At 68.9% G+C, this 25,065-nt stretch carries 27 protein-coding genes, 1 tRNA gene, 1 other RNA gene and 3 pseudogenes; 14 read left to right on the forward strand and 18 right to left on the reverse strand.

The window, feature by feature from the left end; genetic code table 11:
- Nucleotides 1-402: 402 nt before the first annotated feature.
- Nucleotides 403-876, forward strand: a pseudogene (locus tag NGM07_RS25425) (zinc metalloprotease); the annotation flags it as partial.
- An 899-nt stretch (nucleotides 877-1,775) separates the two neighbouring features.
- On the opposite strand, the gene ffs reads toward NGM07_RS25425, so the two are convergent.
- The 3 genes from ffs to NGM07_RS00280 form a co-directional block, all read right to left on the reverse strand.
- An RNA gene (ffs, locus tag NGM07_RS00270) (signal recognition particle sRNA) lies at nucleotides 1,776-2,088 on the reverse strand.
- Between the two features lie 100 nt (nucleotides 2,089-2,188).
- The gene (locus tag NGM07_RS00275) at nucleotides 2,189-2,707 is read right to left on the reverse strand and encodes a DUF5658 family protein (protein WP_253514962.1); all 519 of its coding nucleotides are present in this window, start codon (nucleotides 2,705-2,707) and stop codon (nucleotides 2,189-2,191) included.
- Between the two features lie 76 nt (nucleotides 2,708-2,783).
- Nucleotides 2,784-3,200: a DUF7548 family protein gene (locus NGM07_RS00280; protein ID WP_253514963.1), complete on the reverse strand. Its 417-nt coding sequence runs from the start codon at nucleotides 3,198-3,200 to the stop codon at nucleotides 2,784-2,786.
- Nucleotides 3,201-3,389: 189 nt separating this feature from the next.
- Here NGM07_RS00280 and NGM07_RS00285 point away from each other — a divergent pair, with 189 nt between their 5' ends.
- From NGM07_RS00285 to NGM07_RS00295, 3 genes are all read left to right on the forward strand, one after another.
- Nucleotides 3,390-3,689: a DUF5798 family protein gene (locus NGM07_RS00285; protein ID WP_253514965.1), complete on the forward strand. Its 300-nt coding sequence runs from the start codon at nucleotides 3,390-3,392 to the stop codon at nucleotides 3,687-3,689.
- A 36-nt stretch (nucleotides 3,690-3,725) separates the two neighbouring features.
- Nucleotides 3,726-4,706 (forward strand): PLP-dependent cysteine synthase family protein, encoded by a 981-nt coding sequence (locus NGM07_RS00290; protein WP_253514967.1) that lies wholly within the window; start codon nucleotides 3,726-3,728, stop codon nucleotides 4,704-4,706.
- 66 nt (nucleotides 4,707-4,772) lie between these two features.
- The gene (locus tag NGM07_RS00295; RefSeq protein ID WP_253514969.1) at nucleotides 4,773-5,699 is read left to right on the forward strand and encodes a DMT family transporter; all 927 of its coding nucleotides are present in this window, start codon (nucleotides 4,773-4,775) and stop codon (nucleotides 5,697-5,699) included.
- 95 nt (nucleotides 5,700-5,794) lie between these two features.
- Here the strand turns inward: NGM07_RS00295 and NGM07_RS00300 are convergent, their stop codons facing one another.
- The 4 genes from NGM07_RS00300 to NGM07_RS00315 form a co-directional block, all read right to left on the reverse strand.
- Entirely contained in the window at nucleotides 5,795-6,466 is a 672-nt protein-coding gene (locus tag NGM07_RS00300) for an HAD family hydrolase (RefSeq protein ID WP_253514977.1), read from the reverse strand.
- Nucleotides 6,467-6,557: 91 nt separating this feature from the next.
- Complete coding sequence (locus tag NGM07_RS00305) at nucleotides 6,558-6,968, reverse strand: CoA-binding protein (protein WP_253514979.1); 411 nt, start codon at nucleotides 6,966-6,968, stop codon at nucleotides 6,558-6,560.
- Between the two features lie 93 nt (nucleotides 6,969-7,061).
- The gene (locus NGM07_RS00310; RefSeq protein ID WP_253514981.1) at nucleotides 7,062-7,724 is read right to left on the reverse strand and encodes an RAD55 family ATPase; all 663 of its coding nucleotides are present in this window, start codon (nucleotides 7,722-7,724) and stop codon (nucleotides 7,062-7,064) included.
- A gap of 151 nt (nucleotides 7,725-7,875) precedes the next feature.
- Nucleotides 7,876-9,003: a hypothetical protein gene (locus NGM07_RS00315; protein WP_253514983.1), complete on the reverse strand. Its 1,128-nt coding sequence runs from the start codon at nucleotides 9,001-9,003 to the stop codon at nucleotides 7,876-7,878.
- A 165-nt stretch (nucleotides 9,004-9,168) separates the two neighbouring features.
- Between NGM07_RS00315 and NGM07_RS00320 the strand changes: the two genes are divergently transcribed.
- The 4 genes from NGM07_RS00320 (at nucleotide 9,169) to lipP1 (ending at nucleotide 12,267) form a co-directional block, all read left to right on the forward strand.
- The gene (locus NGM07_RS00320) at nucleotides 9,169-10,491 is read left to right on the forward strand and encodes a geranylgeranylglyceryl/heptaprenylglyceryl phosphate synthase (RefSeq protein WP_253514985.1); all 1,323 of its coding nucleotides are present in this window, start codon (nucleotides 9,169-9,171) and stop codon (nucleotides 10,489-10,491) included.
- 254 nt (nucleotides 10,492-10,745) lie between these two features.
- A complete protein-coding gene (locus NGM07_RS00325) occupies nucleotides 10,746-10,913 on the forward strand; it encodes a hypothetical protein (RefSeq protein ID WP_253514987.1) in 168 nt (55 codons plus the stop codon).
- Between the two features lie 91 nt (nucleotides 10,914-11,004).
- A tRNA-Arg gene (locus tag NGM07_RS00330) sits at nucleotides 11,005-11,079 on the forward strand.
- A gap of 198 nt (nucleotides 11,080-11,277) precedes the next feature.
- Nucleotides 11,278-12,267: a LipP1 family hormone-sensitive lipase gene (gene lipP1 / locus NGM07_RS00335; protein WP_253514988.1), complete on the forward strand. Its 990-nt coding sequence runs from the start codon at nucleotides 11,278-11,280 to the stop codon at nucleotides 12,265-12,267.
- 54 nt (nucleotides 12,268-12,321) lie between these two features.
- Here lipP1 and NGM07_RS00340 read toward each other — a convergent pair whose 3' ends face one another.
- The 5 genes from NGM07_RS00340 to NGM07_RS00360 all read right to left on the reverse strand — a co-directional run bounded on the left by NGM07_RS00340 (nucleotide 12,322) and on the right by NGM07_RS00360 (nucleotide 15,087).
- The gene (locus NGM07_RS00340; protein ID WP_253514990.1) at nucleotides 12,322-12,654 is read right to left on the reverse strand and encodes a rhodanese-like domain-containing protein; all 333 of its coding nucleotides are present in this window, start codon (nucleotides 12,652-12,654) and stop codon (nucleotides 12,322-12,324) included.
- The gene (locus NGM07_RS00345; RefSeq protein WP_253514992.1) at nucleotides 12,651-12,950 is read right to left on the reverse strand and encodes a sulfurtransferase TusA family protein; all 300 of its coding nucleotides are present in this window, start codon (nucleotides 12,948-12,950) and stop codon (nucleotides 12,651-12,653) included. Before NGM07_RS00345 ends, NGM07_RS00340 begins: the two co-directional genes overlap by 4 nt.
- 54 nt (nucleotides 12,951-13,004) lie before the next feature.
- Nucleotides 13,005-14,177, reverse strand: a complete 1,173-nt coding sequence (locus tag NGM07_RS00350) for a YeeE/YedE family protein (RefSeq protein WP_253514994.1) — start codon at nucleotides 14,175-14,177, stop codon at nucleotides 13,005-13,007.
- A 186-nt stretch (nucleotides 14,178-14,363) separates the two neighbouring features.
- Complete coding sequence (locus tag NGM07_RS00355) at nucleotides 14,364-14,666, reverse strand: hypothetical protein (RefSeq protein ID WP_253514996.1); 303 nt, start codon at nucleotides 14,664-14,666, stop codon at nucleotides 14,364-14,366.
- Between the two features lie 22 nt (nucleotides 14,667-14,688).
- Nucleotides 14,689-15,087: a DUF8062 family protein gene (locus tag NGM07_RS00360; protein WP_382193779.1), complete on the reverse strand. Its 399-nt coding sequence runs from the start codon at nucleotides 15,085-15,087 to the stop codon at nucleotides 14,689-14,691.
- A 123-nt stretch (nucleotides 15,088-15,210) separates the two neighbouring features.
- Between NGM07_RS00360 and NGM07_RS00365 the strand changes: the two genes are divergently transcribed.
- Nucleotides 15,211-16,365, forward strand: coding sequence for a type IV pilin N-terminal domain-containing protein (locus NGM07_RS00365; RefSeq protein WP_253514998.1), 1,155 nt, complete (start codon nucleotides 15,211-15,213; stop codon nucleotides 16,363-16,365).
- A 6-nt stretch (nucleotides 16,366-16,371) separates the two neighbouring features.
- Here NGM07_RS00365 and NGM07_RS00370 read toward each other — a convergent pair whose 3' ends face one another.
- The 6 genes and pseudogenes from NGM07_RS00370 to NGM07_RS00400 form a co-directional block, all read right to left on the reverse strand.
- Nucleotides 16,372-16,668, reverse strand: a complete 297-nt coding sequence (locus NGM07_RS00370) for a ferredoxin (protein ID WP_253515000.1) — start codon at nucleotides 16,666-16,668, stop codon at nucleotides 16,372-16,374.
- Nucleotides 16,665-17,783: an anthranilate phosphoribosyltransferase gene (locus tag NGM07_RS00375; RefSeq protein WP_253515009.1), complete on the reverse strand. Its 1,119-nt coding sequence runs from the start codon at nucleotides 17,781-17,783 to the stop codon at nucleotides 16,665-16,667. Before NGM07_RS00375 ends, NGM07_RS00370 begins: the two co-directional genes overlap by 4 nt.
- Nucleotides 17,780-18,616: a uroporphyrinogen-III C-methyltransferase gene (cobA, locus tag NGM07_RS00380; RefSeq protein WP_382193868.1), complete on the reverse strand. Its 837-nt coding sequence runs from the start codon at nucleotides 18,614-18,616 to the stop codon at nucleotides 17,780-17,782. The genes NGM07_RS00375 and cobA overlap by 4 nt, the downstream gene beginning before the upstream one ends.
- Nucleotides 18,617-18,623: 7 nt before the next feature.
- Nucleotides 18,624-19,355: pseudogene (locus NGM07_RS25270) on the reverse strand (DR2241 family protein); the annotation flags it as partial.
- Nucleotides 19,356-19,543: 188 nt separating this feature from the next.
- Nucleotides 19,544-20,318: pseudogene (locus NGM07_RS00395) on the reverse strand (CbiX/SirB N-terminal domain-containing protein); the annotation flags it as partial.
- The gene (locus NGM07_RS00400) at nucleotides 20,318-20,539 is read right to left on the reverse strand and encodes a DUF8595 family protein (RefSeq protein WP_253520258.1); all 222 of its coding nucleotides are present in this window, start codon (nucleotides 20,537-20,539) and stop codon (nucleotides 20,318-20,320) included. The gene NGM07_RS00400 and the pseudogene NGM07_RS00395, both read right to left, overlap by 1 nt.
- A 236-nt stretch (nucleotides 20,540-20,775) precedes the next feature.
- On the opposite strand from NGM07_RS00400, the gene NGM07_RS00405 reads away from it, so the two are divergent.
- From NGM07_RS00405 to NGM07_RS00425, 5 genes are all read left to right on the forward strand, one after another.
- A complete protein-coding gene (locus NGM07_RS00405; protein ID WP_253515012.1) occupies nucleotides 20,776-21,078 on the forward strand; it encodes a DUF8134 family protein in 303 nt (100 codons plus the stop codon).
- Between the two features lie 148 nt (nucleotides 21,079-21,226).
- Nucleotides 21,227-23,005, forward strand: coding sequence for a nitrite/sulfite reductase (locus NGM07_RS00410; RefSeq protein WP_253515023.1), 1,779 nt, complete (start codon nucleotides 21,227-21,229; stop codon nucleotides 23,003-23,005).
- Nucleotides 23,006-23,065: 60 nt separating this feature from the next.
- Complete coding sequence (locus tag NGM07_RS00415; protein WP_253515025.1) at nucleotides 23,066-23,347, forward strand: DUF6360 family protein; 282 nt, start codon at nucleotides 23,066-23,068, stop codon at nucleotides 23,345-23,347.
- Between the two features lie 412 nt (nucleotides 23,348-23,759).
- Nucleotides 23,760-23,990 (forward strand): Lrp/AsnC family transcriptional regulator, encoded by a 231-nt coding sequence (locus NGM07_RS00420; protein ID WP_253515027.1) that lies wholly within the window; start codon nucleotides 23,760-23,762, stop codon nucleotides 23,988-23,990.
- A 173-nt stretch (nucleotides 23,991-24,163) separates the two neighbouring features.
- On the forward strand, nucleotides 24,164-25,051 hold the full coding sequence (locus NGM07_RS00425) for an ABC transporter ATP-binding protein (protein WP_253515029.1): 888 nt from the start codon (nucleotides 24,164-24,166) through the stop codon (nucleotides 25,049-25,051).
- Nucleotides 25,052-25,065 lie beyond the last annotated feature (14 nt).

A 25,065-nucleotide genomic window follows, 5' to 3' on the forward strand; every position in this document is an offset into this window, starting at 1 on the left:
CGACGCGTCGACCGGCGGTCGAGCGTCGCGGACCGACCGTCGAACACCGCCAGCCGACCGCCGAACACCGCAAGCCGACCGCGGACGACCTGACTTCTCCCCGTCCGACCGTTTCGACGTGTGAGCCGTCGCCCTCGCACCGCGCGGCGCTCCCTCGATCACGACGTCGCCGGAATCGCGGGACTCCCGACGGAGAATCCGCGCCGATGCGCGAGGCGAAGTCCGTGGCCGCGCGGAATCCGACCTTCGCGAGAGAACGCGAAGATATAAACGACCGATTCGAGATGCCCCCACTGGCATGGCACGCGAGCGGTCGGAGGTTTCCCCTCCACGGACAGCGAGTAGCGACGCCCGACACGGCACCGAGACGAACCCGGCGCCCGCGGGCGCCGGTCGGTTCCGATGAAGCGGGTCGTAGTCGTCGCGGTCCTCGTCCTCGTCGCGTTTGCGAGCGCCGGTACGCTCGGCGTCGCGGGTGACGGGGACGGCGACGGCGTCTCGACGGCAGAGGAACTGCTGCGGCCGACCGACCCGTTCGACGCGGACACGGACGGCGACGGCCTCGACGACCGCGCGGAACGCGCGACGTACGGAACCGACCCGACCGACCCCGACACCGACGCCGACGGCCTTTCCGACGCGCCGGAGGTCCGGTTCCACGGTACCAACCCCGCTCGGGCCGACAGCGACGGCGACGGTCTCGGAGACGGTGCGGAGGTACGCGACCACCCGACGAGTCCCGTGCGGAGCGACACAGACGCCGACGGTCTCGGAGACGGTGCCGAGGTCGCCGGCACGTCCGACCCCGCGGTGGCCGACACCGACGGGGACCGACTCCGCGACGGTCGCGAGGCATCGCTCGGAACCGACCCGACCGACTCCGACACCGACGCCGACGGCCTCGCCGACGACGTCGAGGTCCGCGCCGGCGGGGCGCTGGCCGACGCCGACCCCCTGCGCAAGGACGTCTTCCTCGAACTCGACTACATGCGCGGGACGGCCGTCCCGACCGGGAAACTCCGGAAGGTCGAGCGGGCGTTCGCGACGGCGCCGGTCGAGAACCCCGACGGGTCGCGCGGCATCGCGCTCCACGTCGCGGTGAGCGACGCGCCGGTTTCCGCAGAGACGAAGACGTCGCTGTTGGAGTACTCGAACTCCTACTACCAGTCGGCGTTCGACAACCGGGGGTACGGCTACTTCCACGCGCTGGTCGTCCGGACGGTGGCCGACGGCGACACCCGCGGCAACCTGGTCGGCGCGACCTCCTCGACCATCGACGGGATGATCGTCGAGCACCGACCCAACCGCGTCAAGGTCGCCAAGACGGTGATGCACGAACTCGGCCACGGTCTCGGACTCTACCACAACGACCACCGCGGCATCGACTCCTACGACCTGAAACCCGACCAGTACCACAGCGTGATGAACTACCACCTGCTCGGTCCGTGCAACTGCAACTACGACTACTCCGACGGGAGTCGCGGCCCGAACGACTTCGACGACTGGGCCGCCATCGCGGCGTCGCTCGCCCAGAAGGCGCCCGATTCGAGCGAGGCCGCGGAGGAGGTCGAGCGCTCTCGCCAACTCGCTCTCCCACCGGTTGTACCGCGAGCGAACGCAGTGAGCGAGCGGGCCAAGGAACACCCTGCGAAGTGGCCAAAGGCCACTTCGCAGGGGGTGACGCAGTGCTTTTCGTCGACGTTTTACCAGCGAAGCACTGTCCGAGCCGACGGCTCGGGCAGTGCTGAGTGCAGTAAAAGGTCGTGTGATATGAATGGCGGACGGCCGGATTTGCCCGGCGTTCCGCACCGGGGAATCCCGGTCGCGTCCTCCACCCCGCAACCCTGCGAGCGACAGGTGTCCAGTGGTCCGCTGCTCACTTCCGTGCCTGACGGATTACCACCGGCCAACTCCGACTGCGACACTCCTGCGAGTGTCCGCCGGAGACCGCTGTCCCCGCAGGACGAGGCTTCGAAGTCGGCTTCCGGGGCCCGGAGCGGTCTGACCGGACGCCTCCGGGGTTCGGTCCCCGCTGAAGACCGTAGTGCGGGTGACGAGCAGGGCCTAACTGCCCGACCTAGTCCATCTCGTACTAAGCGGCCGTTCACTTAAGGGCTTTTCGCCTCGATTCGGCGCGCCCTCTGGGAGTTCGAGAACCGCGAATTCCGGAGCGCAGTGCGCGACCGACTCACGCCGCGCCGAGGATGGCGGCCAGGTTCGTGACGACCACGACCAGGCCGACGGCGACGAACGCCGCACAGCCCGCCCGGAACGTCTGGCGGGCGTCGTCGGTCACGCCGGGGAGCGCGACCAGCAGTATCGCGGCCATCGCCTTCAGCAGCACCAGTCCGGCGAGGCCGACCTCCCCCATCACGGCCGCGACGAGCGGATTGCCCTCTTCGAGTCCCATCGCCATCCCGACACCCGTGGTTATCACGTCGCCGACCATCACGGCGACGACGACGCCGAACAGGGCGGGCGAGACGTACTCGCGCCACGACCCCTCCTCGCGGAGGACGTACTCGCGGTCCTCCTCCAGCAGAAACTCGTCGTCGCGGAGCATCCAGTCCTTCGAACCGCCGACCGACCACTCGTCGAGGTCCCGGTCGTCGCGCTCGACCGTCTCGCCGCGCTCGAACGCGCCGTCCCCGTCGAACCAGTCGCGGCCGGCGTCTCGCGTCTCGCCGTTCGCGTCACTTCGCGCCACGTCTGACCGGAGAGACGGTCCGGACGGGCTTTGTTATGGAGCCGCTGATAGGTCAGTAATCGGTGTCTAAACCCGGCTACAGCACCCGGTCGGCGTACCAGGCGGCGCACGCGGCCACCGCGACCGTCGTTGCGAGCAACACCCAGCGGTGGTAGTCGAACGCGGCCTCCGCGGTGAGACTGCCCACGAGGTCGCCGACCGCGACGGCCCACCACAGCGAGAGGACGACCATGAACCCGCCCAGTACGACCGCCGCGCCGGCCGCGGTGGGCGGGTCGGTGCGCCCGTTCCGGCCCGCCGCGAAGACGATGACGGCGACCAGCGAGAACAGTCCGACGACGAGGTGGACCGGCACGAACGTCGGCGACCCGTAGTACACCGCGACGTTCGTCGCCGAGATGAGGAAGTACGGCGCGACGACCGCCGCGAGCACGGCGACGGCGGCGAGGATGCCCGCGGTCGGCGCTCGGGTCTCCCGCGTGACCTGCGACATGTCCGATAGTTTCCGGCGGGACTCAAAAAGGGCGACGGTTCGGCCGCTCGACCGACCGCCGCGGGCAGAGCGGTCGTCGCGCCGGCTTGCCGGCGCGACGACCGGGGCCGCGAGTCCGAGATTCACTGCGAGTCGGAGACGTGACTACGAGTCGGAAACGTCACGTGTCGGGCGACACAATGTCCGGGTATGGGACTCGGAAGCACGGCGAAGAAGCTCCAGACGCTGGCCGACACCGCCGAGAAACTGTACAAGAAGCTCAACGAACTCCGCGAGCAGGTCGTCGCGATGCGCGACAGCCTCGACGCGACGAACGAGCGCGTCGAGCGCCTCGAAGCCGAGAACGCGAAACAGCAGGCGCTCCTCGAAGCGCTGGCGCGCGAGGAAGGAATCGACGTCGACGCGGTCCTCGCCGACGCGGCGGAAACCGAGAGCGAGTCGCCCGAGGGCGACGAGACCGAATCGGAAGCCGACGCCGCCGACGCATAAAAAAGACTAACCGACCCCGCAACTTTTGCCTACGCGATGACGGACTATCGGAAGCCCCTCGATTCGGTGCTCGACGCTATCGGGGAGACCCCGCTCGTCGAGGTCCGTGCGGCGCCCGAGGACGTGCCGGTGTACGCGAAGGTCGAGACGTTCAACCCCGGCGCGAGCGTCAAGGACCGCATCGGACTCTACATCGTCGAACGGATGCTCGAACGCGGCGAACTCGAACCCGGCGGGACGGTCGTCGAACCGACCGCCGGCAACACGGGCATCGGCTTCGCCGTCGCCGCGGGCCAACTCGACGTGAACGCCGTCTTCGTCGTGCCCGAGCGCTTCAGCGTCGAGAAACAGCAGTTGATGGACGCCCTCGGCGCGCGCGTCGTCAACACCCCCACCGAGGACGGCATGGGCGGGGCCATCGACCGCGCCCACGAACTCGCCGAGGAGATAGACGGCGCGGTGGTCCCCCAGCAGTTCTCGAACCCGCTGAACGTCGAGGCCCACTACGAGACGACGGGGCCGGAAATCTACGAGGCGCTCGACGGCGAGGTCGGCGCGGTCGTGGCCGGCTGTGGCACCGCGGGCACGCTGATGGGCGTCGCCGAGTACGCCCTGGAGCAGGACCCCGACACCCACGTCGTCGCGGTCGAACCCGAAGGGTCGCTGTACGCCGAAACCAAGGGCGGCCACCCCGACGAGGAGGCGTACAAGACCGAGGGCATCGGCACCCACGACCCGACGACCAACGAACTGTTCGACCCGGACCTCGTCGACGAGATAATCCAGGTGCCCGACGAGCGCGCCCACGAGGAACTCAAGCGCCTCGCGAGCGAGGAGGGCCACCTGGTGGCCTCCAGTTCGGGCGCGGCCAGCGTCGCGGCCCGGGACGTCGCCGAGCGCATCCGCGACGACGAGATAGACGTCCCCTACGACAGCGTCGCGACCGTCTTCCCCGACTCCAGCGAGCGCTACCTCTCGAAGGGCATCTACCGGTCGTTCGCGGAGTGGGAAGGGTAGCTTCGCGTTCCCCCGGAACGTGCCGGAACCGGGAGCGATAATTGTCCGGCGGGCCTCCGTCGAGTCGTGAACGACCGCTTCGTCACCGTCGGACTGTTCGTCCTCCTCGCAACGCTGTGGGGGTTCTCGTTCCTGGCGATATCCGTCGGCCTCGAATCGCTGGCCCCGGTCCTCTTCGCGGCCTTCCGTTACGACGTCGCCGCGGTCCTACTGCTGGGCTACGCGCTCGCCGGCGACACAGCGTGGCGACCGACCGGCCGTGAGAACGTCGGCGCCGTCCTGGCCGGCGGGGTGTTCCTGGTCGCGGCGAACGCGTTCCTCTTCCTCGGCCAGCAGACGGTCCCCAGCGGGGTCGCCGCCATCATGCAGAGTCTCGTCCCCATCGCGACCTCGCTGTGGGCGCTGGCGCTTCTGCCGGAGGAGCGGGTTTCGGCGCGCGGGGCCGTCGGCATCCTGCTCGGGTTCGTCGGCGTCGGCCTCATCGTCCGCCCGGACCCCGCGAACCTGCTCGGGGCCGACGTCGTCGGTCGACTCCTGATTCTCGTTCAGGTTACGGGCGTCGCGCTCGGGGGCGTCCTGATTCAACGGTCCCGCCCGACGCTCGACAGCGCCGCCCTCTCCGGGTGGTCGATGCTGGTCGGCGGCGTCGTGCTCCACTCCGTCAGCAGCGCCATCGGCGAACGGTTCGCCCTCCCGACGACCCTCGAAGCGGGACTCGCGGTCGCGTATCTCGGCGTCTTCGCCACCGCGCTCGCCTTCTTCATCTACTTCACCCTCCTGGAGGTCCGGGGGGCGCTGGAGACGTCGCTGGTCGCGTACCTCGTACCGGTCGTCGCCACCGTCGTCGGGGTCGTGGTCCTGAACGAGTCCATCACGCCCACGACCGTCGTCGGACTCCTCGTGGTCTTCGCCGGGTTCGTCGTCCTCAAGCGCCGGGCCATCGCCGACCTCGTCCACGAGGTCGCGGGGTCCGAAGAGACGCCCGGGGCCTGAGCCTTCGGTCTTCGGACCTCGCTACGACCGGCGGGACCGGGCGACCGAATCGGCGGTCGCGTCGACCGACGGTTCCGGCGCACGGCGGGGCCCCGTCACGCCCACGGCGGCGTGGTGAGTTCGTGCATCGACTCGATGGTGTGGTCGGGCGTCACGTCGACCGTCGCGTCGGCGCGCGCCAGCCACACCGAGGCGATGCCCGCGGCGTGTGCGCCCGTCACGTCGCTCCGGAGCGAGTTGCCGACGTGGACTGCCTCCTCGGGCGCGGCGTCGAGCGCCGACAGGGTGCGATGGAAGTGGTCGGGGTCGGGCTTGACCGGCCCGCCGGGTTCCGTGTACGTCGCCGTCTCGAAGCGGTCGGCGATGCCGAGCGCGGCCAACTTCTCCCGCTGGGTTTCGCGACCGCCGTTGGTCACGAGCGCGAGGGCGTGGTCCTCGGAGAGCGCGTCGAGGGCCACCTCCGCACCCGGGAGGAACTCGACCGCTGTCGGGTCGGGGTCCTCGTAGGAGCGGGCGACCGCCAGCGCGTCGGCAGTTGCGCGGTCGTAGTCGTCGGCGATGCCCGCGAAGCACTTCTCTCGGAGTTCCAACTCGGATTCGGCGACGACCTTCGGGAGCCAGCGCCGGAAGTCGGCCACGTCGAAGAAGCGGTCGACGCCGCTGGCCTCGAAGGCGTCTTCGAGGCGGTCGGCGGTCGAGCGCGGATGCTCGCAGATGGTTTCGTCCAGGTCGAGGAGGACCGTCGTCACGTCGGGGACTGCCGCCATGGTTGGCTTCTCTACGGGGCGGGAGGAGAAAAGTCGCTCGTCGGCGGCGACGGTTCGATGTCGGGACGGCTACCGGCTTCGGTCGAGCGGGTCAGGCGACCAGTCGCTGGTGGACGACCTTGATGCACTCGTCCTGGACGACGCGCTTGCCGGCCGTCTCGGCGCGCTCGGCGGCCTCGTCGTCGCGGATGCCCAACTGGGTCCAGACGACCTTGATGTCCTCGCGGTCGACGGCCTGGTCGACGATGCCCGCGACCTCCTCGCTCGGCCGGAACACGTCGACGATGTCGACGTCCTCCTCGACGTCGGCCAGCGAGTCGTAGGCCCGCCGGTCGAATATCTCCTCGGCGTAGGGGTTGACCGGAATCACCTCGTAGCCGCGGTCGAGGAGGTACTTGGGAATCTCGTGGGCGTCCTTGCCCTCGGTGGTCGAACAGCCGACGACGGCGACCGTCTCCATCCCGAGAATCTCCCGCAGTTCGGCGTCGCTCTCGACTGGCATGGCCGAATCGACGCCTTCGAGGCGCAAAAGCCTGCGGGTGGCGGCATCTCGGGCGGTCGAAACGCGGCGCGTGGTTCGAGTGAGTTCCGTCGGTTACTGCGCCACCGGCCGCCAGTCGGCGTCGTCGCCGACGCCCGTCAGCCTGAGTTCCCTCTCGCGGTTCTCGCCCTCGCGGACTTCTATCTGACCGTCGAATAACTGCTTGAGCGTGCTCATCGTCTGGTCGTCGTGGGCCGTCGAATCGATGACGAATACGCCCAGGGCGTCGGCGCTCTGGACTCGGCCGGTGAACACGTGGAGGAACCGGAAGACGGTCTGGAGGTTCGAGTACATCAACAGCGTCGACAGCGAGTACAGCAGGATTCGATTTTGCCGGACGCCCCGGTCCTCGTAGAACTCTTGGAGGAACTCCGAGAGCTGAATTCCGATGCCGGTCATGTCCACCGGCGAGGAGGCGTAGCGAATTACGTCGTCGGGCGCGGGGTTGCGCCCCTGCTGTTTCGACACGCAGTCGACGATCGCGAGCGGTCCCGTCGGGTCGTCGCCTTGGCCGCGAAACTGCTCTTCGAACGCCTCGCGCACGTCGCCGCCGCTGTCCTTGGTGGTGACGACGATACTGCCGTCCCCTCGGCGACTGCCGTGCGCCAGAATCCCCATCGCGAGAGTTCGCTTGCCCGTCATCGGTGGCCCGGCGATCAGGAGGTTGGTCCCCGGTTCGACCTCGACCTCCGGACGGGCCTCACCCAGTCCGTACATGGCAGTTCATTGCGGCGGAGTATCAACGCGGGACGCGCCGTGCGAGCCCCGTCCCCGGTATCGTCTGGCAGTAAGATATTGTGTGGCACTTATATTCTTTTTGATTGTTTGACGGCACGTCGCCGTCACTGTGCCGTCGCGCTCGGCCGCCTCACGCGGTTTCGCGGAGGGCGTCTATCCTGTCGAGCGACTGCTGGCGGACGTACTCGACCGCGATGCGGGTCAGGTGGTCGTCGACCGACGCGTCGGCCCGGTCGAGGTACGTCTCGACGATTCGGCGCAGGCGGTCGACCCCGGTTTCGCGGTCCTCGGCGATGTTGAGTTCGGCGGTGACGGGCGTCAACTGGGTCCCGCGGTCTTCGGGGTAGTCGTCGGTGTCGTCGAGTCCGATCTGGGCGGCGACCACCATCAGCACGATGGCGCGCTTGAAGCCGTCGCCGAGGTCCAGTCCCAGGTCGGCCTCGTACATCTCGAGCATGTCCTCGTAGAGGATGCCGACCCGGGCGTACTGGGTGGCGAAGTACGGCAGGTCGAACTCCCCGGCGAGGCGGTCGGCGGCGCCATCGGCGGCGGCGAACTTGTACCGCTCGCGGATGGCGTCGGCCGCCGCTTCGCGCTGGTCGGGGTCGTCGGCCGTCGCGGCCTCGCGGTAGTCGTCCAGCAGTTCCCGGTAGGTTCGGTCCTCCTCTTGGTGACGCTCGGAGAGTTCGACCGCGTGTTCGTAGGCGTTCCGGACGGCGTCGGGGGTCTCCTCGCGGTCGAACCACGACTCGACGCCCGACTGGAGGCTCTGCTGGGCGAGTTCGGCCACCTTCGGGCGCGGCCGGAGGTTGGTGCGGAAGTCCTCGTACTCCTCGTCGTTGATGGCGTCGCGCATGTCGCCGTCGAGCAGCGCGCGGACCACCTCGCGGGTCGTCTCGCGGCCCCGCGCGACCAGGTCGCGGTCGACGTCCCCGCCGATCCGCGAAATCGGCACGTCGCCGGCTAGCACGTGGACGTGCCCGAGGGTCAACAGCGCGGGCAGCACCAGTCTGGTGTCGTAGTGGAAGCGCGCGCCGTCGTCGGGCGCGCCGGGCGCGAGTTCGAGTTCGCCCCGCTCGTGGGCGCGCTGGAGGTCCCGCCGAACGCTCAGGAACAGTCGCTCGGTTATCGAGTCTATCTCGGCCTCGACCTCGTTTCGGAGCAGTACCATCGAGACGACTCTCGGGTCGCGCGTCTCCGCGAGGTGCGCTCCGAGCGCCCTCACCGTCGCCGGAATCCGGGACCGAACGCTACCCATAGTTCGATCGGAGAGTGGCCCGCCGCGATATATGAGGGTTGTGAAAGGGTTCTCCGAGTCGAGAAGCGCTCTCGGGGCGGGCGGGGCGACCGGCGCGGGCTATCTACTCGCCCGAACGACGACGGAAGCGGGGTATTTATCCCGATTCCGCGGGCTGTAGCGCGTATGAGTAACGCCGACGCCGCCGCGCGGGCGCGCCGCGCGCTCGCTCGCGCCGAGGACGTCGCGGAGTCGCTCGCCCGACTGGGTCGCGGGGCGAAACTCGCCGCGCGGACGCTGTCGCCGCTGGACCCGAATCCGGTGCCCGCCGAGTGGACCCACGTCACCAAGGTCGACCCGGAGGAGGCGAAGAAGCTCCCGCTGTTGTACCCCCTCTACCTCCGCCACACGAGCGCGGTGTCGGTCGGCGGGTCGGCCGACGTGACCGCGACGAACACCGAGCAGACGTTCGAGTTGCTCGAAGCGGCGTCGGTGCCGACGTTCCACGAGCCGAGCGGTCCGACCCACGTCACCCGGAAGTCCCGGGAGATGGCGGCGTTCCTGGCCATCCCCGAGGTGCTGAACGGCGACTCGGAGTCGCTCGTGGGTCAGCTCGGCGCGGGCGTCGAACACATCCGCGAGGAACTGGTCCCGGAACTGCTCGCCGCGGAGTGGCCGTGGCTCCCGCGGCCGGTCGAGTCGCGGCTCGCCGACTTCCTCACCTCCTGGCTCCTCTCGGAGGCGGTGTTCGAGGCCTACATCATCCAGAATCCCGACAGCGCGGCCGCCCGCGAGGCCAACGTCGGCCCCGACGACCTGCTGACGCCGCGGGAGGCCAAGCACCGCGCGATGGCGGCCGACCGCCACCTCGAAAGCGAACTCGTCTACGTCGAGTACTCGGGCACTTTCGGCGGCGAGGAGGCTGAGGCCATCCTCGACGCGGTGTCGCCGAACCTTACCTGGGCGCGACTCTGGTACGGCGGCGGCATCGACAGCCGGGAAGCGGCCGAGCGGATGCTCGCGGCGGGCGCAGACGCCGTCGTCGTCGGCGACGCGTTCCACCGCGTCGCCGACGAGGAGGCAGACCTCTGCGCCCGCGCGACCGACGACCTCGACGCGACCGCGACCGCGGCCGACGTTCGGGCGTGGGTCGACGACCGCGTCGAGGTCGCCGACTCGGCGGCCGCGGCTTACCTGTCGACGATTCCGGCCGTCTCGGACCCCGAGGCGCTGGCCGAGGAGTACCTCGTCGCCACCGTCCGGACGTGGCTCGGACTGCGGGAACTCGCCGCGGAGTCGGTGAGCGTCGGGGACGCGACGGACGAAGCCGACCTCCGGCGCGCGCTCGACGCGGCGGCCCCCGAGTGGTTCGCGGACGCGACCGACGGTGCCGACGACGGCGACGCCGAACTCGTTCGACGGGGCGTCCTCGCGCTCCTCGCCGAGCGCGGGGGCGTCGAGGCGTTCGACGCCGCGAGGACGCACCTCGGACTCTCCCGGGAGGACTGAGCCGACCCTCGCCGGTTCCCGCGACACGACGGCGTCGAACGCCGTCGCGTCGCGGTTCGGATTCGACGTTTCGTCTCGGCGACGTATCCGCCCAGTGAAACGGACTTAACCCGGGCGTAAATCGCCGTTCGAAGCGGCGAAGCTCCGTCATCTGAGATGTCAGCCCGCTCCGACCGCGCCCCCGAATCGAAACGCAATTTACGGGGTCTATAGTAAACCGGGACAGTCCCCTCGTACGGGACGGTGATCGATACGTGACTCTCGCCGACAAACTCGCACGCGTAGTCGGAGGCGACGACCCGGAGGAGCGCTACGAGTGCAAACGCTGCGAGGAGCGATTCCTCCTCGACCGCCAGACCTGTCCCGCCTGCGGCGGCTGCACCATCGACCGCATCGAGTGGCGGTCGAGCCTCTCGGAGTGACCGGTGTCGGAGACGGCGGCCGCGTGACGGCGACCCACGCCGAGAGCGAAACCACACTGTTTAAATCGGACGCGGGACTACGGATGGATACGGGCGCTTAGCTCAGTCTGGACAGAGTGCTTGGCTTCGGACCAAGTTGCCACGGGTTCAAATCCTGTAGCGCCCATGTTTTCGCGACGAACCAATGTGTGGAGCCGAGACTTCGCCCGCAGATTCCGGAACAATCGTTCCGAACGCGACCTGGAGGGCGCTCGAAATTTTCCAGGGAGCATTTTCAGAAACCTCGCGTCGAACTTGAAAAACCGACTCCGGTGGGATTTCCTGACAACGGTGTTTATGAACGTCGGTGGCGCATCGCATCGAGATGTCGAACACCCAACCCGACGACCGACGCGCCGACGAACTCGACCCCGATGCGAAGGCGCTGGTGGACAAACTCGCCGAGGAAGAGGCGCCCGACCTCAGCCACCTCTCGCCCGAGCAGGCCCGAGCGCTGTTGGGCGGTCTGTTCACCCCGGACGTCGAACCGGAATCAGTCGCCTCGGTGGAGGAGCGTAAGCTACGAGCGTACGCCCGGGACATCCGGGTGCGAATCTACGACCCGAACCCGGACGAGCGACTCCCCGCGACGGTCTACTTCCACGGCGGCGGGTGGGTCGTCGGCAATCTCGACACCCACGACGGGGTCGCGCGCTCGCTGGCGAACGAGGGCGAGTGCGTCGTCGTCTCGGTCGACTACCGGAAGGGGCCGGAACACCGGTTCCCGGGCGCGGTCGAGGACGCCTACGCCGCGACCAAGTGGGTCGTCGACAACGCCGAGGAAATCGGGGCCGGCGGCGGACTGGCCGTCGCCGGCGAGAGCGCGGGCGGTAACCTCGCCACCGTCGTCGCCCAGATGGCCGTCGAGAAGGACGTCGGCGCGCCCGAGATCGACCACCAGGTGCTGTTCTACCCGGTGACCGACCACTCGTTCGACACCCGGTCCTACGAGGAGAACGCCGACGGCTACTTCCTGACGACCCGGGGGATGGTGTGGTTCTGGAACCACTACCTCCGCGACGACGTCGACGGGGACAACGTGCGGGCCTCGCCGCTTCGCGCACGCGAGCGAACCCTCGCCGAACTCCCGCCGGTGACGATGTACACCTGCGGGTACGACCCGCTCCGCGACGAGCAGTTCGCGTACAGTGACGCGCTCGAGGAGGCGGGCGTCGCCGTCGAACACGCCCACTACCCGGGGATGATTCACGACTTCGCCAACATGCGCCGACTCGCCGACCCGTTCCCCGGCATCGACGCGGCCCAGGACGTCCGCGAGCGCGCCGGCGAGGCGCTCCGCCAGGCGTTCGAGTGATGGGGCCAGGCCACTGAAAAGAGACCGAGAAGGAGTCGGGGTCGGCGAGCGCGTTCAGTCGTCGTCCGCGGGCGAACTCCGCCGACCCTCCGGTCGGCGGAGTTCGCCGTCCCAGCGCTCGTAGCCGCCGGCCATACTCGCGACCGCGGCGTCGTCGGCGTAGGCGTCGATGAGACGAGCGGCCTGCTTGGACGTCTGTCCGACGTAGCACGCCACGACCACCTCGTCGCCCCACTCGCGGTCGTCGACCACGTCTTCGAGGTCGTCGAGCGGCACGTTCTCGGCCTCCGGGATGTGGCCCTCGGCGAAATCGTCGGCGTCCCGGATGTCAATCACGTCGGCCGTGCTCGGGTCCACCTCCTCGGGTTCGACTTCGCCGGCGGTCATCGTTTCTCCAGGTAGATGCGATAGAGGCCGTCGCCGCTGCGCCACACCTTCGCGTCCGCGTCATCGCCGACCGCCCGCGGGACGTTCTCGGTCGAGGGGACGTGGTCGGTCTCCTGGACCAGCAGCTCGCCCGTGTCGAGTCGCTGGACGGCTTTCTTGGCTTCGACCTGGGGGTACGGACAGACCTCACCGGTCATGTCCTGTACCTCCTCGGCCTCCTCGACCAGCTTCCCCGCTGTTTCGTCGTCCAGTTCGTCCGGGGTGTCGGTTACGTCGTCGAGTGATGGTCCGCTCATGGTTTCGGTTTCGTGTTCGTTGAGTTCGATGGAGGGTGCGTCTGTCGCGCGATGCTACACCGCACAGCCGACGTCGCGGTAGATCCAGTGGGTCATCACGTAGACGCCGGCGACGATGCCGACGGTCGCGACGAACGAGTGGACCGACAGCTCCGCGAGGCCGGAGTAGATGTTCCCGATGTTGCAGCCCGGGGCGAGCCGCGACCCCGCACCCATCAGGAACCCGCCCCCGATTGCGTTGGGGAGGCGCCGGCGCTTGGGCACGCGAATCGAGAAGTCGCCGCTCCAGTACGCAGCGAGGAACGCGCCGAAGATGACGGCGACGATCATCACCATGTCGACGGTGAGTCGGACGCCGTTCCCCTTGAACAGCACCGAGCCCCAGTAGGCGAACGACCCGCTGTCGACGCCGACCTGCTGGAGCAGGTAGCCGGTCCACCGGGCTTCGGGGCCGGTGATGCCGACGATGGAGACCTGCGTGAACCACACCACCGCGATGGCGGTGATGCCAAGCGCGGCGGTTATCGGGTTCCAGGGGCGCTTCGAGGCGGCGACCCAGTCGTCTATCTCCCGGAAGCCGGCGAGGTACCGTCTCGTCCCGCCGACCAGCGACCGGAAGCCCGCGACCGGCGCGGGGGACGGTCGTCCGCCGTCGGCCGCGACCGCCCGGTCGGCGTCGCCCTCCTCGGCGCGCCGGCGCTCGCGGCCGACCACCGTCGCGTAGACGAACACGACGCCGACGGTGACGAGCAGCGCCAGCACCGGCGCCGGCACCGGCGAGACGGTGAACAGCGACAGCCCCTCGCCGAACGTCAACGGTTCGAAGTAGACCGCCTTCAGCGTCGGGAACAGCACCGTGAAGACGGCGTAGCCGACGCCCATCGCGGCCAGCGTGAGCCAGAAGTGCAGGTAGCCCTGGCCTGCGCGGTAGAGCGTCCCGCTGGCGCAGCCCCCGGCGTACGTCATTCCAATGCCGAAGACGAATCCGCCGACGAGGCCGGTCAGGCCCCAGCCGGGGGTCCAGAAGCCCTGGTAGTAACCCAGTTCGTACGCGATGCTCCAGAACAGCATCGTGAGCGTCGTCGCGGCGAGGACGCCCTTCGTCACGCGCGAGTCCTTGAACGCGAACAGGTCGCGGAACGCGTGGACGAAACAGAACCGGCCTTTCTGGAGAAAGACGCCGAGGCCGATTCCGACGACGGCCGCCAGCAGTAGTTGTGACACCATTCGATTACACGGTGGTCTGCCGGGCTTTAACCAGTCACTCTACCTTCAGCTACTGCCGTGGGCTATGACGACCGCCGCCACGGCGGTCGCGGGGCGCGTCGGCGCACACGCCGTTCCTACGGGGCGATCTCGACTCCGAAGCGCGGCGACCCGACCGAGGTAACCGCAGAAATTGCCGCGGCCGAGTCACGACGGCGAGTCGATGACCGCGTCGGTTTCGACCGACTGGACTCCGTCGAGGTCGCGCACGTCGGCGAGGTCGGTCTGCGCGACCTCAACCAGGAGCCTGTCGAAGGGGAGTTCCCGGAGTACCTCGCCGCCGAGCGCGTCGATTCGGTCGCCGACGTCCGCGGCGACGCCCTCTGCGCCCGACGCCGAGTCGGCGTCCGGCGCGCCCTCGGAATCGGCCAGCGTCAGGACGAGACGGACCGTCTCGCCCGGAACCGGGTCGCGCCGGAGCGACCGGACGGTGTGGCTCTCGTAGGTCATTCGCGGTTTCGCTCCGTTCGGCTCATCGCCGGGCGTCGCCGATGACGCGCGTCGGTTCGTCGTCGGTCCCACGGCCGACTTCGACCGCGTGGCGGGTGTGGCGCTCGTGGGTTTCGGCCCAGCGGACGGCGGCGTCCTCGGCGAGGCGCTCGACCGCCTCGGGGCACCGCCGGCAGGTCGCGCGCCAAGTCGCCACGCCGTCGGGGAAGTGGCCGGTGTGGCGCTTGTGGTCGAGCGCGAACTGTTCGAGCGCCTGGTTGCCGACGCCGAGTTGGTCGAGTTCGTAGCCGACGTCCCACTCGCGGTCGCACCGCTCGCAGGTTATCGTCGGCGTGTCGTCGATCTCGCCGTCGCCGGGCGGCGAACTGGCCGGTCGGTCGTCGACACCCTCCGGGTCGACGTCGTCGTTTCGGTCGGACACGGTGTACGGTAACGGACGCGGCCATTTCAGTGTAGCTCTCGACTCTCCCGGCGGTACGGGTTATTGTCATATCAAATCCAGCATATTTTATCACCTTCTGGTGATACATTCGGCGCGAAACCGATGGAAACCGACGATCGCTCGCTCAGTCCGGTCGTCGGCGTCGCGCTACTGGTCGGCATCGTCGTCGCGCTCACCGTCGTCTTCTTCGTCGCGGTCAGCGGTATCCAAGTACCGACGCGCGTGCCCACCGCCGCGACGACCATCTCGTTTCAGGCGACGTACGACGAGAACGCCGACCGGACCTCCCAGTACCTGATCTTGAAACACCGCGGCGGCGAGCGGATACACCCCGACGACCTCAAGGTCGTCGTTACGGCCGGCGATAAACGCGTCGTCGACCCCGCCATCGAGGGAAGCGGGACGCTGTCTGTCGGGGGCAACGTCACCTACAACCTCACGGCGGCCGACCTCTGTAGTTCCGACGCCGACGAGGTGTCCGTCGAGATATACCACGAACCGAGCCAGAAACCCGTCGCGAAACAGGAGGTCGCGGTCCGCCGCAACGCGTCGTTCGACGTGGTCGACAACGCGGTGAAGTCCGACACGCCGTACACCGCGACGGTCACGATACCCGGTAGCGGGTACGCGACGCTCGAAGGCGACTACTACCTCTACTGGCCCTTCGAATCCCGCATCGTCGTCACCGGCGACGGCGGTTTCCGGACGCTGACGCCGTTCCCCGACGGCGACCCCGACGACGCGCTGACCGACACGATGGCGGACGACATCAACAACCCGGCGTACTCGTTCCCGATGTCCTACGAAACCGACCGCCTGAGTCCGGACGAGGAGGTGACCGTCGAGATGAAGTCCTACGTGTACGGCGGCGACTACTCGTCCATCGTCGGTGAAGGCTCGACGCGCTCGTACGACGGAACTACCTACGAGGAGGCCCACATCCCGCTCTCGAACTACGAGCGGACCATCGACAGCAGCGACCCGAGCGAGGAGAACATCGAGATCTTCCGGGACGGCGATCAAGTCCCCTCGTACGGAGACTCGAGCCCTCACCAGGACTCGCTCGAAGACCTCCTCCAGCACCGAATCGGCGACGACGGGACGCTGAACCTCGAGGAGAACGAGTTCGTCGCGGTCTTCGAGTTGAACGAGGACCCCGACCACGGCGACTTCAACGACGTGGCGGCCGTCATCGAACTCGACCCGAAACCGACCTACGAGGAGACGAAAGAGGGCCAGCGACTCGTCTGCGGTTGAGCCGACTCACTCGCCGATGTCGGGCGCAGTTTCGTCGGCGTTCGGCGCGACCTCCTCGCCGGTCCGCCGGTCGACGATTCGGATGACGCCCGCGCCCTTCTTCGCCGGGCAGACCTCGGCGGCCCGGACGTTCTCGGGGAGGTCGTCTTCGGACAGGAAGTAGCTCCGGGGCGTCGCGAGGCCGGTCGAGAAGTCCATCTCCCAGTTGTCGGCGACCTCGGCGCACTTGCCCGCGCCGAAGCAGGCCGCGCCCTCGAAGACCACCTTGTAGGGCTTCTCCTCGACCGGGGGAGAACTGGTCACGCCTCGAACTCCCGGAGGGCCGCGAGCGCCTCGGCGGCGTCGCCGTCGGCGACCGCCGCCCGCGCCGCCTCCAGACCCTCCTCCAGCGAGTCGGCGTCGCCGCCGGCGTAGATTCGGAACGCGGCGTTGAGCGCCACGGCGTCGGCGAACGCGCCGGCGTCGCCGGCGCGTTCGCCGACGGTGTCGAAGGGTTCGCTCTCGCTGTCGCCCGACAGCACCGCCTCGGTGATTCGCGCGGAGTCGGCGGGCACGTCGTCGACCGCGAGGTCCTCGCGCTCGAAGTCCATGCCGTACGCGGCGGTTTCTATCTCGAAGTCGGTCAACTCGCCGTCCCAGTCGGCGACCTTGGTGTAGCCCGGCCGGACGTCGTCGTAGCCCTCCAGGCCCTGGAACATGACTACGCGCGCGGGGTCGGACGTTCGGCTCTCGCCGAGCGTGTCGATCACCTTCTTCGCGAACGAGAGGTGGTAGAAGCTCCCGAGGTGGACCGACGCGTCGGCGGGATTCGCCAGCGTCTCGACGGTGTTGACGAAGGTGCGGACTCCGACCGCCGCCCGGCGGTCCTGGAGGGCGTCGACCGCGGGGTTGAACCGCGACTGGTCGTAGAAGCCGAAGCCCACCTCGTCGGTCATCGCCGCGCTCTCCTCGGGCGCGAGGTCGGTTTCGACGCCGAGTTCGTCGAGGACGTGGCGGTACGCACAGCCCTCCGAAACCGGCACGCGGTCGCCGCTGTGGACGACGACCGGCGTGCCCGCGGCGGCCGCGACGAGGCCCGAGGCAATGCCCAGCAGGGCAGTTTCAGTCTTGCCGTCGTAGTTCGCGCCGCAGTCGACCGGGTCGGCGTCGGGCGCGACGACCTCGACCGAGCGGTCGCGCATCGCGTCGAGGAACCCCGCCAGTTCCTCGGGTTCGTTGCGCTTCCAGCGGTTGGCGACCCAGAACCCACCGAGGGTCGTCGGGTCGGCCTCGCCCGCGAGTATCAGGTCGAAGGCGTCGTAGGCCTCCTCGTAGGTGGCGTTCTCCGAGGACTTGGGGCCGGAGCCGACTTTCGGCATCAACTCGCGCAGGCTGTCGAGGTCGCGCTCTCGCCCCGTCTCGCTCGCGCCCCCGGTCATCGCTCGACGCCCTCGTCCGAAACCGCTGTCTCGAGCGTCGGCGCGAACCCCACCGACGGCGCGCCCTGGAGGAACTCGGCCACCTGGTCGCGGACCTCGACCACGTCGCCGAAGACGGTTACGGCGGGCGGTTCGATGCCCACCTCGTCGCGGCGCTCGACGATGGTTTCGACGGTCGCCGTCACCGTGAACTCCTCCTCGCGGGTCGCCTTTTCGACCATCGCCGCGGGCGTCTCCGGCGACAGGCCGCCCTCGCGGAGCGCGGCCACGTAGTCGGGCAGGCGGCGGACGCCCATCAGGACGACGAGCGTGCCGCCCGCTCGCACGTTCGCGGCGAGCGCGTCCCAGTCGAGCGCCGAGTCGTCCTTCGTGGGGTCCTCGTGGCCCGTGACGACGGTGACGCTGGAGGCGTGGTCGCGGTGGGTCACCGGGATGCCGGCGACGCCCGGCCCGGCGACGGCGCTGGTGATGCCGGGCACGATCTCGAAGTCGACGCCGGCGGCCGCGAGGTGTTCGGCCTCCTCGCCGCCGCGGCCGAAGACGGTCGGGTCGCCGCCCTTCAGCCGAACCACGTCCTTGCCCTCGCGGGCCTTCCGGACCATCAGGTGGTGGATCTCCTCCTGTGTGGTGCGCTCGCCGTCCGGGCCGGGGCGCTTGCCCACGTCGACGATCTCGGCGGCGTCCGGACAGGACGCCACGATGCGGTCGTCGGCGAGCCTGTCGTGGAGGACGGCGTCCGCCTCGTCGAGTAGTTCGCGTGCCTTTACCGTCAGCAGGTCCGGGTCGCCCGGGCCCGCACCGACCAGATATACCGTTCCTTCGTGCATCGAGATCACCTGTTTAGCGTCCGTTCGTCGCCGCCGCCTCGCTACTTGCGCCCGCTTCGTCGTCCGGCCCCTTACGTTCGTCCCCGCGACCGGCCCGGCGGTACCGGACCCGGTAGCGGTTGGCGGGGTCGCTCACCTCGCCGTCGCGGACCGCCGGGTCGGCGACGAGTTCCGCGTCATCTGGGCCGCCGCCCTCGCTCCGCAGGAACTCGCGGGCCGCGGCCACGAACAGCGAGCAGGGTTCGCGGCAGGGGAACACGCCGTCGCCCCGCGGGGCGGCGAGTTCGTCGCCCTCCGCGGCGTCCCACTCGCGGCGCTTCACGCACTGGGAGTCGACGCAGCAGGCCTCGACCGCCCGTTCCAGCGCCTCGCGGTCGAGTTCTTCGACCTCGGCGTAGATGCCGGTCTGGCGCGCCGCGGTTTCGTCGAAGTGGGTTACGTCGAGGTCACCCTCGCGCTCGCGGTGCCAGTTGGCGACGCTCGCGGGGTAGACGAACTCGACCGCCCGGACGAACGCGTCGGCGTCGGCGGCGGCGAACCGCCAGCCGGTCGGCAGATTCGTCGCGGTCGAGAGCGGCCGGTAGTCGCCCGCGTCGGTGAACCGCGTCCGGTCGCGGACCGCCGTCGGGTCCGAGAGCGCGTCGAGGTCGGCGGCGTCGGCGCCGCGGTCCTCGACGTGCCGGAGTTCGTACGCTCGCTCGCCGTCCTCGCGCCGCGAGACGGCGAGCGAAAGCTCTCCCCACGTCCGCGTCGCCGCTGACGTCTCGCGGGGTTCGAGCCAGTCTAAAAATGCGCGCTTCGCGTCGACGGCCTCCGATTCGGCGGGCGCGGGGGACGGCGAGGCGTCGCCGGACGCCGGCGACGCCTCGTCCGCATCTTCGTTCTCGCCCGCGTCTCGGTTCTCGGCCGCATCCTCGCTCTCGTCCGGCGAACCGAGGACGGCGCCCGCGTCCCGGGCGCGTTCGAGGACCACGTCGGCGACCAGCGGTTCGGTGCCCACCGCGCCGGCGTACCAGACGGTGGCGCCGTCGACCTCGGCGGGCACGTCGTAGCCCTCGCCGGCGTCGTCTGTCAGGCCGACGTCCTCCGGGATGTCCTCCTGGGTGTGGTAGCCGTCGGCGACGAACAGCGGGACCACGACGAGTTCGTCGCTGTCGAAGTGGGCGGTCAGGTTCTCGATGCGGGGGTCCTCGTCCATGAAGAGCGCGCGCACCTCGTCGAAGCGCCCCCGCTCGCGGAGTCGGGCGGCGTGGTCCTGCGTCGCCCGCGCGCTGTTCTCGTTGCGCTCGGTGCCGTGGCCGACCACGGCGAGGCCGACGCCGGGGCCGATTTCGGGGTCGCCGGTCACGCGTTCGGCCCGCCGGGCGACGACGTCGGTCATCGCGTCGTGGGTCCCCACCGGGTCGGTGTAGCGCACGGTCTTCTCGACGTCGAGGTCCCGGCCGTCGGCGACGCGGAGTTCGCGGGGAATCACCTGCTCGGTGAAGTAGCCCTCGCTGGTGAATAGCGGGACGACGTAGACCGTCTCGGCCTCGACGGTCCGCAGCACTTCGCGGGGCGAGGGCTCTTCCTTCCAGAACGCCTCGCGGACCTCGGCGAAAACGCCGCGCGAGCGAATCTCGTCGGCGTGGTCGTAGAGCGGTCGGGCCGACTCGGGGTTCAGGTGCGAGCCGTGGCCGACCAACACGAGCGCCGCATCCTCGGTCATTATTCGTCGCCGTCGTTCCCGTCCCGCCGCTCGGAGAGGTGCTCCCAGATTTCGGTGCAACCGCTCCCGTCGGGCACCTCGGTCAGGTGGTCGTCGGTTCCGTCGCGGTCGGTCGTCCCCGTCTCCGCCGGTTCGACGGCGGATTCCCCGGACGGCGGACGCTCCCCGTCCGGTGTGCGTTCGTCGGGCGGCCGTCGTTCTTCGGCGTCGCTTCGGGTCATCACCCCATCGTTTAGGGTCCGTCCACTAAACCACCGCCCTCCGTGTAATTCCGGCCGATGCTCCCGCCTTCAGGTAATATTTGGGGGAACCTCCGACGGAGTGCGAGCGGTCGTTCGCGGGCCGAGCGGCGACCCACGGTCCGACGCGGCCGATTCGCCGTCGGTGACGCGTCGTTCGACCCGGCGATGGTTGCGGCCGCCGACGCGTTGAGGGTCCGCCGCCGCGAAGTCGAGGTATGGCGACCGCCGTTCGCACGCTGGACGAAGGGGCGTGGGTGAACGTCGACGATACGCGAATCGTCGGCGTCAGCGACGTCTGGAACCTCGCGGACCACGACATCTGCGACTGCGACATCGCGTTCTTCCTCGTGGAGGTGTTCACCGACGTGGGCGTCGACGGGTCGTGGGTCGAGGCCCGCGCCGCGGGTCAGTGCATCGGCTGCGGCGAGAAGGGGACCACCGACTGGCTCCGCATCGGCCGGCCCGGAGACGACGAGTTCCGGCGGGTCGCGGTCGACGGCGTCCACCGTCCGGGATAGCGCCTCGTCGGCGTCTCCGTCCTCACCGGGCTTCGTTCCGGATTTTTCCAACGTCCCAGTTCCCCCCGATTGTTGCCGGTACCGGCGACCTCCGGCGGGCGTTGACGCAGTGGGGGAGGGTTTAGGAGTGGACTCTGTAGGGACACGCATGCCGACTGACGTCGAGAAGTGGAAAGACGAGGTCTACGGCGAGGAGATACGCGACCATATGCTCCGATTCGCCGAAGAGGGATGGGACGCGATTCCGGACGACGAGCACGACGCCTGGTTCGAGCGGTTCAAGTGGTGGGGTCTGTACCACCAGCGCGACGGCCAGGAGAGCTACTTCATGATGCGCATCGGGCCGCCCAGCGGCGTGCTCGAACCCGGCCAACTGCGGGTCATCGGCGAAATCGCCCGCGATTTCGCCGTCGGCCCGGCCGAGAACCCCGAGTTCGGCAACGGCTACGCCGACGTGACCACCCGCCAGGCGGTCCAGCTCCACTGGGTCAACATCGAGGACGTGCCGAAGATCTGGGACCGACTGGAGGAAGCCGGCCTCTCGACCAAGCAGGCCTGCGGCGACTCCTGGCGCAACATCGTCGGCTGTCCCGTCGCCGGCAAGGACGCCAACGAGTTCGTCGAGGCGCTCCCCGTGGTCAAGGACCTCAACGAGAACTTCAAGGGCAACCCCGAGTACGCCAACCTCCCCCGGAAGTGGAAGGTGTCGGTGACCGGCTGCCGGGAAGGCTGCGGCCAGGGCGACATCAACGACATCGGCATCGAACCCGCCGAGAAGGAGATCGACGGCGAGCCGGTCCGCGGCTTCAACGTCCGGGTCGGCGGCGGCCTCGCCGGCCGGGAACCCCGGTTCGCCCGTAACATCGACGTGTTCGCCGAACCCGACCAGGTCGTCGACGTGCTGGGCGGCCTCTCGGGGCTGTTCCGCGACCACGGAAACCGCGAGAACCGCCGGCGGGCCCGCATCAAGTTCCTCGTCGACGAGTGGGGTCCCGAGAAAGTTCGTCGGGTCCTCCAGGAGGACTACGTCGACTTCGAACTCGAGACCGCGGGCGAGGATCTCCGGGAGCAGTACTCCTACAACGCCGGGGTCCCGGACGACCACGGCCACGCCGACCACGTCGGCGTCCACGAACAGCCCGACGGCAACTACTACGTCGGCCTGAACGTCCTCGTCGGCCGCGTCGACGCCGAGGACATGATCGAGATCGCCGACCTCGCCGAGGAGTACGCCTCCGGCGAGGCGCGGCTCACCCAGCGCCAGAACATCGTGCTGACAGACGTGCCCGAGGAGAACCTCGACGGTCTGCTCGACCACGACGTGTTCGAGCGCTACAGCCCGGACCCCCACCCGTTCCAGCGCGGTTCCATCGCCTGCACCGGCACGGAGTTCTGCTCGCTGTCCATCGTCGAGACGAAGAACCGCCAGGTCCGCTTCTCGCGCTGGCTCAAGGAGAACGTCGACCTGCCCGACGACGTCGAGAACTTCCACATCCACCTCTCGGGCTGTACGGCTTCCTGCGCCCAGCCCCAGATCGCCGACATCAGCCTGCGGGGGATGAAGACCCGCAAGAACGGCGAACCGGTCGAGGCGCTCGACATCGGCCTCGGCGGCGGCCTGGGCGAGAACCCGGCGTTCGCCGACTGGGTCCAGGAGCGCATCGCGGCCGACGAGGTGCCCGGCGCCATCAAGAACCTCGTCGAGTCGTTCGCTGAACTCCGCGAGGACGGCGAGACGTTCCGGGAGTTCGTCCAGGCCCGCGACGAGGAGACGCTGGCCGACCTCACCGAACCCGAGGAAACCGACTACGAGGACCCCTACATGCACAACACGAAGAAGACGTGGTACCCCTACGCCGAGGACGACTCGATGGAGGCGAGTCCCGCCCCGAATAGCCCCGAAGACCCGATTACGGGGGACGACTGAGATGACCGGCTCGGGGACGACCGGCGAACTCGCGACCGGCCCCATCACGGAGGCCCGCTGATGGCCGACCGCGTGCTCTCGGTCAACGCCTACACCACGTTCGACCTCATCGACGCGATAGCCGAGGGTCACGGCTGGACCGAGGAAGCCCCGGCGGTCCTCAACGTCAAAACACCGCGGGGCGAGGACGCCCCCGAACAGGTCCTGCTCCAACTCGAACTCGACAACACGCAACTCACCGAACTGCCCGCCCACGCCGACACGGTTCCGCTCACGCCGGACCAGGCCCGGAAGCTCGCGGCCGAACTCGAACGCTACGCCGACTCCGCGGAGTCGGCGTAGCGTTCGAGGCGGGCGCTTTCTCAGGCGAGAGTCGACCGATTTTCCACCGGCGAACGCTCGTGAGACCTGCCACCGGAAGCGCTCGGTGAACCGACTGGCAGGGTGGACTGAAAGGGGCCGCCCGCTCGCGTTCACGTGGTCGCCTGGGCGGGCCACTATTCTCGCCGAGCGACAGCGAGGCGTGAATATCCCGGCCAGCGACTGCGAGCGGGCGGGGGCTTTCGAGGCGGCCAGAGTTCCGTCGGTCGTTGCAGGTCGTGGCGTGGGTCCGGTGGCTTTCGAGACGGTCGTGTTCTCGATTATTGTCACCTCTTGTAGAGAGCAGTCGGACACGTTCGAACCAGTCTCGATTCCGGCCGCTACGCACAGGCGTCACCCAGATTAATGCTACTGCGTAGCGTACTCAGGGGCTATGATAAAAGCGTACACCACCGTTGACTGCGGCGCGGGCGCCGAGGAGGACGCCTGCGCGGCCATCCGGGACATCGAGGGCGTGACCGAGGCCCACATAGTGGCCGGCGACTTCGACGTGGTGGTCGAACTGGAGGGCGAAGAGCCACACGACATCCTCTCGACGGTTTCCTCGAAGATTCGCGCGCTGGACGGCGTCGGCACCACCCGGACGTACATCGCCATCGACTGACGCCGAGTTCAGGCGGCCAATCGTTTTCAGCGGCCGACCGTCTCCGGCGACCCACTCGACCGACTTTCCGCCGACCGACCTGACCGTCGCCTGGGGTTTCTCCGATTCGACCGACCCACCCGTTCGACCCCTACACACTCAAGTCCCCCCAGTGTCGAGTGGCAGATATCTCGATGATCGAAGTCGAAAATCTGCGGAAAGAATACGGCGGTTTCACCGCCGTCGAAGGGAGTAGCTTCGCCATCCCGGACGGCGAGGTGTTCGGCGTCGTCGGCCCCAACGGCGCGGGCAAGACCACGACGCTGAAGATGCTCGCCGGACTCATCGAACCGACCAGCGGCACCGCCCGAGTCGCGGGCTACGACGCCCGCGACCCCCAGATGCGGACCCGACTCGGATTCCTCCCCGAGGAGTCGCCGCTGTACGAGGACATGACGCCCCGGAGCTACCTGGAGTTCTTCGCCGACCTCTACGACGTGCCGGCCGGCACCGCCCGAAAGCGCATCCGCGAGACGTTGGACCGCCTCGACCTCGAACACCGCGACCGGCGACTCGGCGACATGTCGAAGGGGATGAAGCGGAAGGTCGCCATCGCGCGCTCGCTGGTCAACGACCCGGACGTGCTCATCTACGACGAACCCGCCAGCGGCCTCGACCCGCTGACGACCAACTACATCGTGGAGTTCACCCGCGACCTCGCCGAGTCGGGCAAGACCGTCGTGTTCAGCGCCCACAACCTCTTCCACGTCGAGAGCATCTGCGACCGCGTCGCGGTGATGAACGACGGTCGCATCGTCGCGCGCGGGAGCGTCGAGGAGATCCGCGAAGAACACGGCCGGACCGAGTACAACGTCTACACCACGGTCGACGTCGAGGGGTCGGCGCCAGACGGCGACCGGTTCTGCCGCACCGTCGAGAGCATGGACGCCGTCGAGGAGACTCGCGACCTCGCCGCCGCGCGCGGCGGCGAGGTCGTCGACATCCAGACCCACACGCCGAGCCTCGAAGACATCTTCCTCGACATCGCGCGCGAGTCGCCGGGCGTGGAGGGTCGGCCGTGAGCGGCGGCCGAATC

The sequence above is a fragment of the Halorussus vallis genome (assembly GCF_024138165.1).
Taxonomy (GTDB): Archaea; Halobacteriota; Halobacteria; order Halobacteriales; family Haladaptataceae; genus Halorussus; species Halorussus vallis.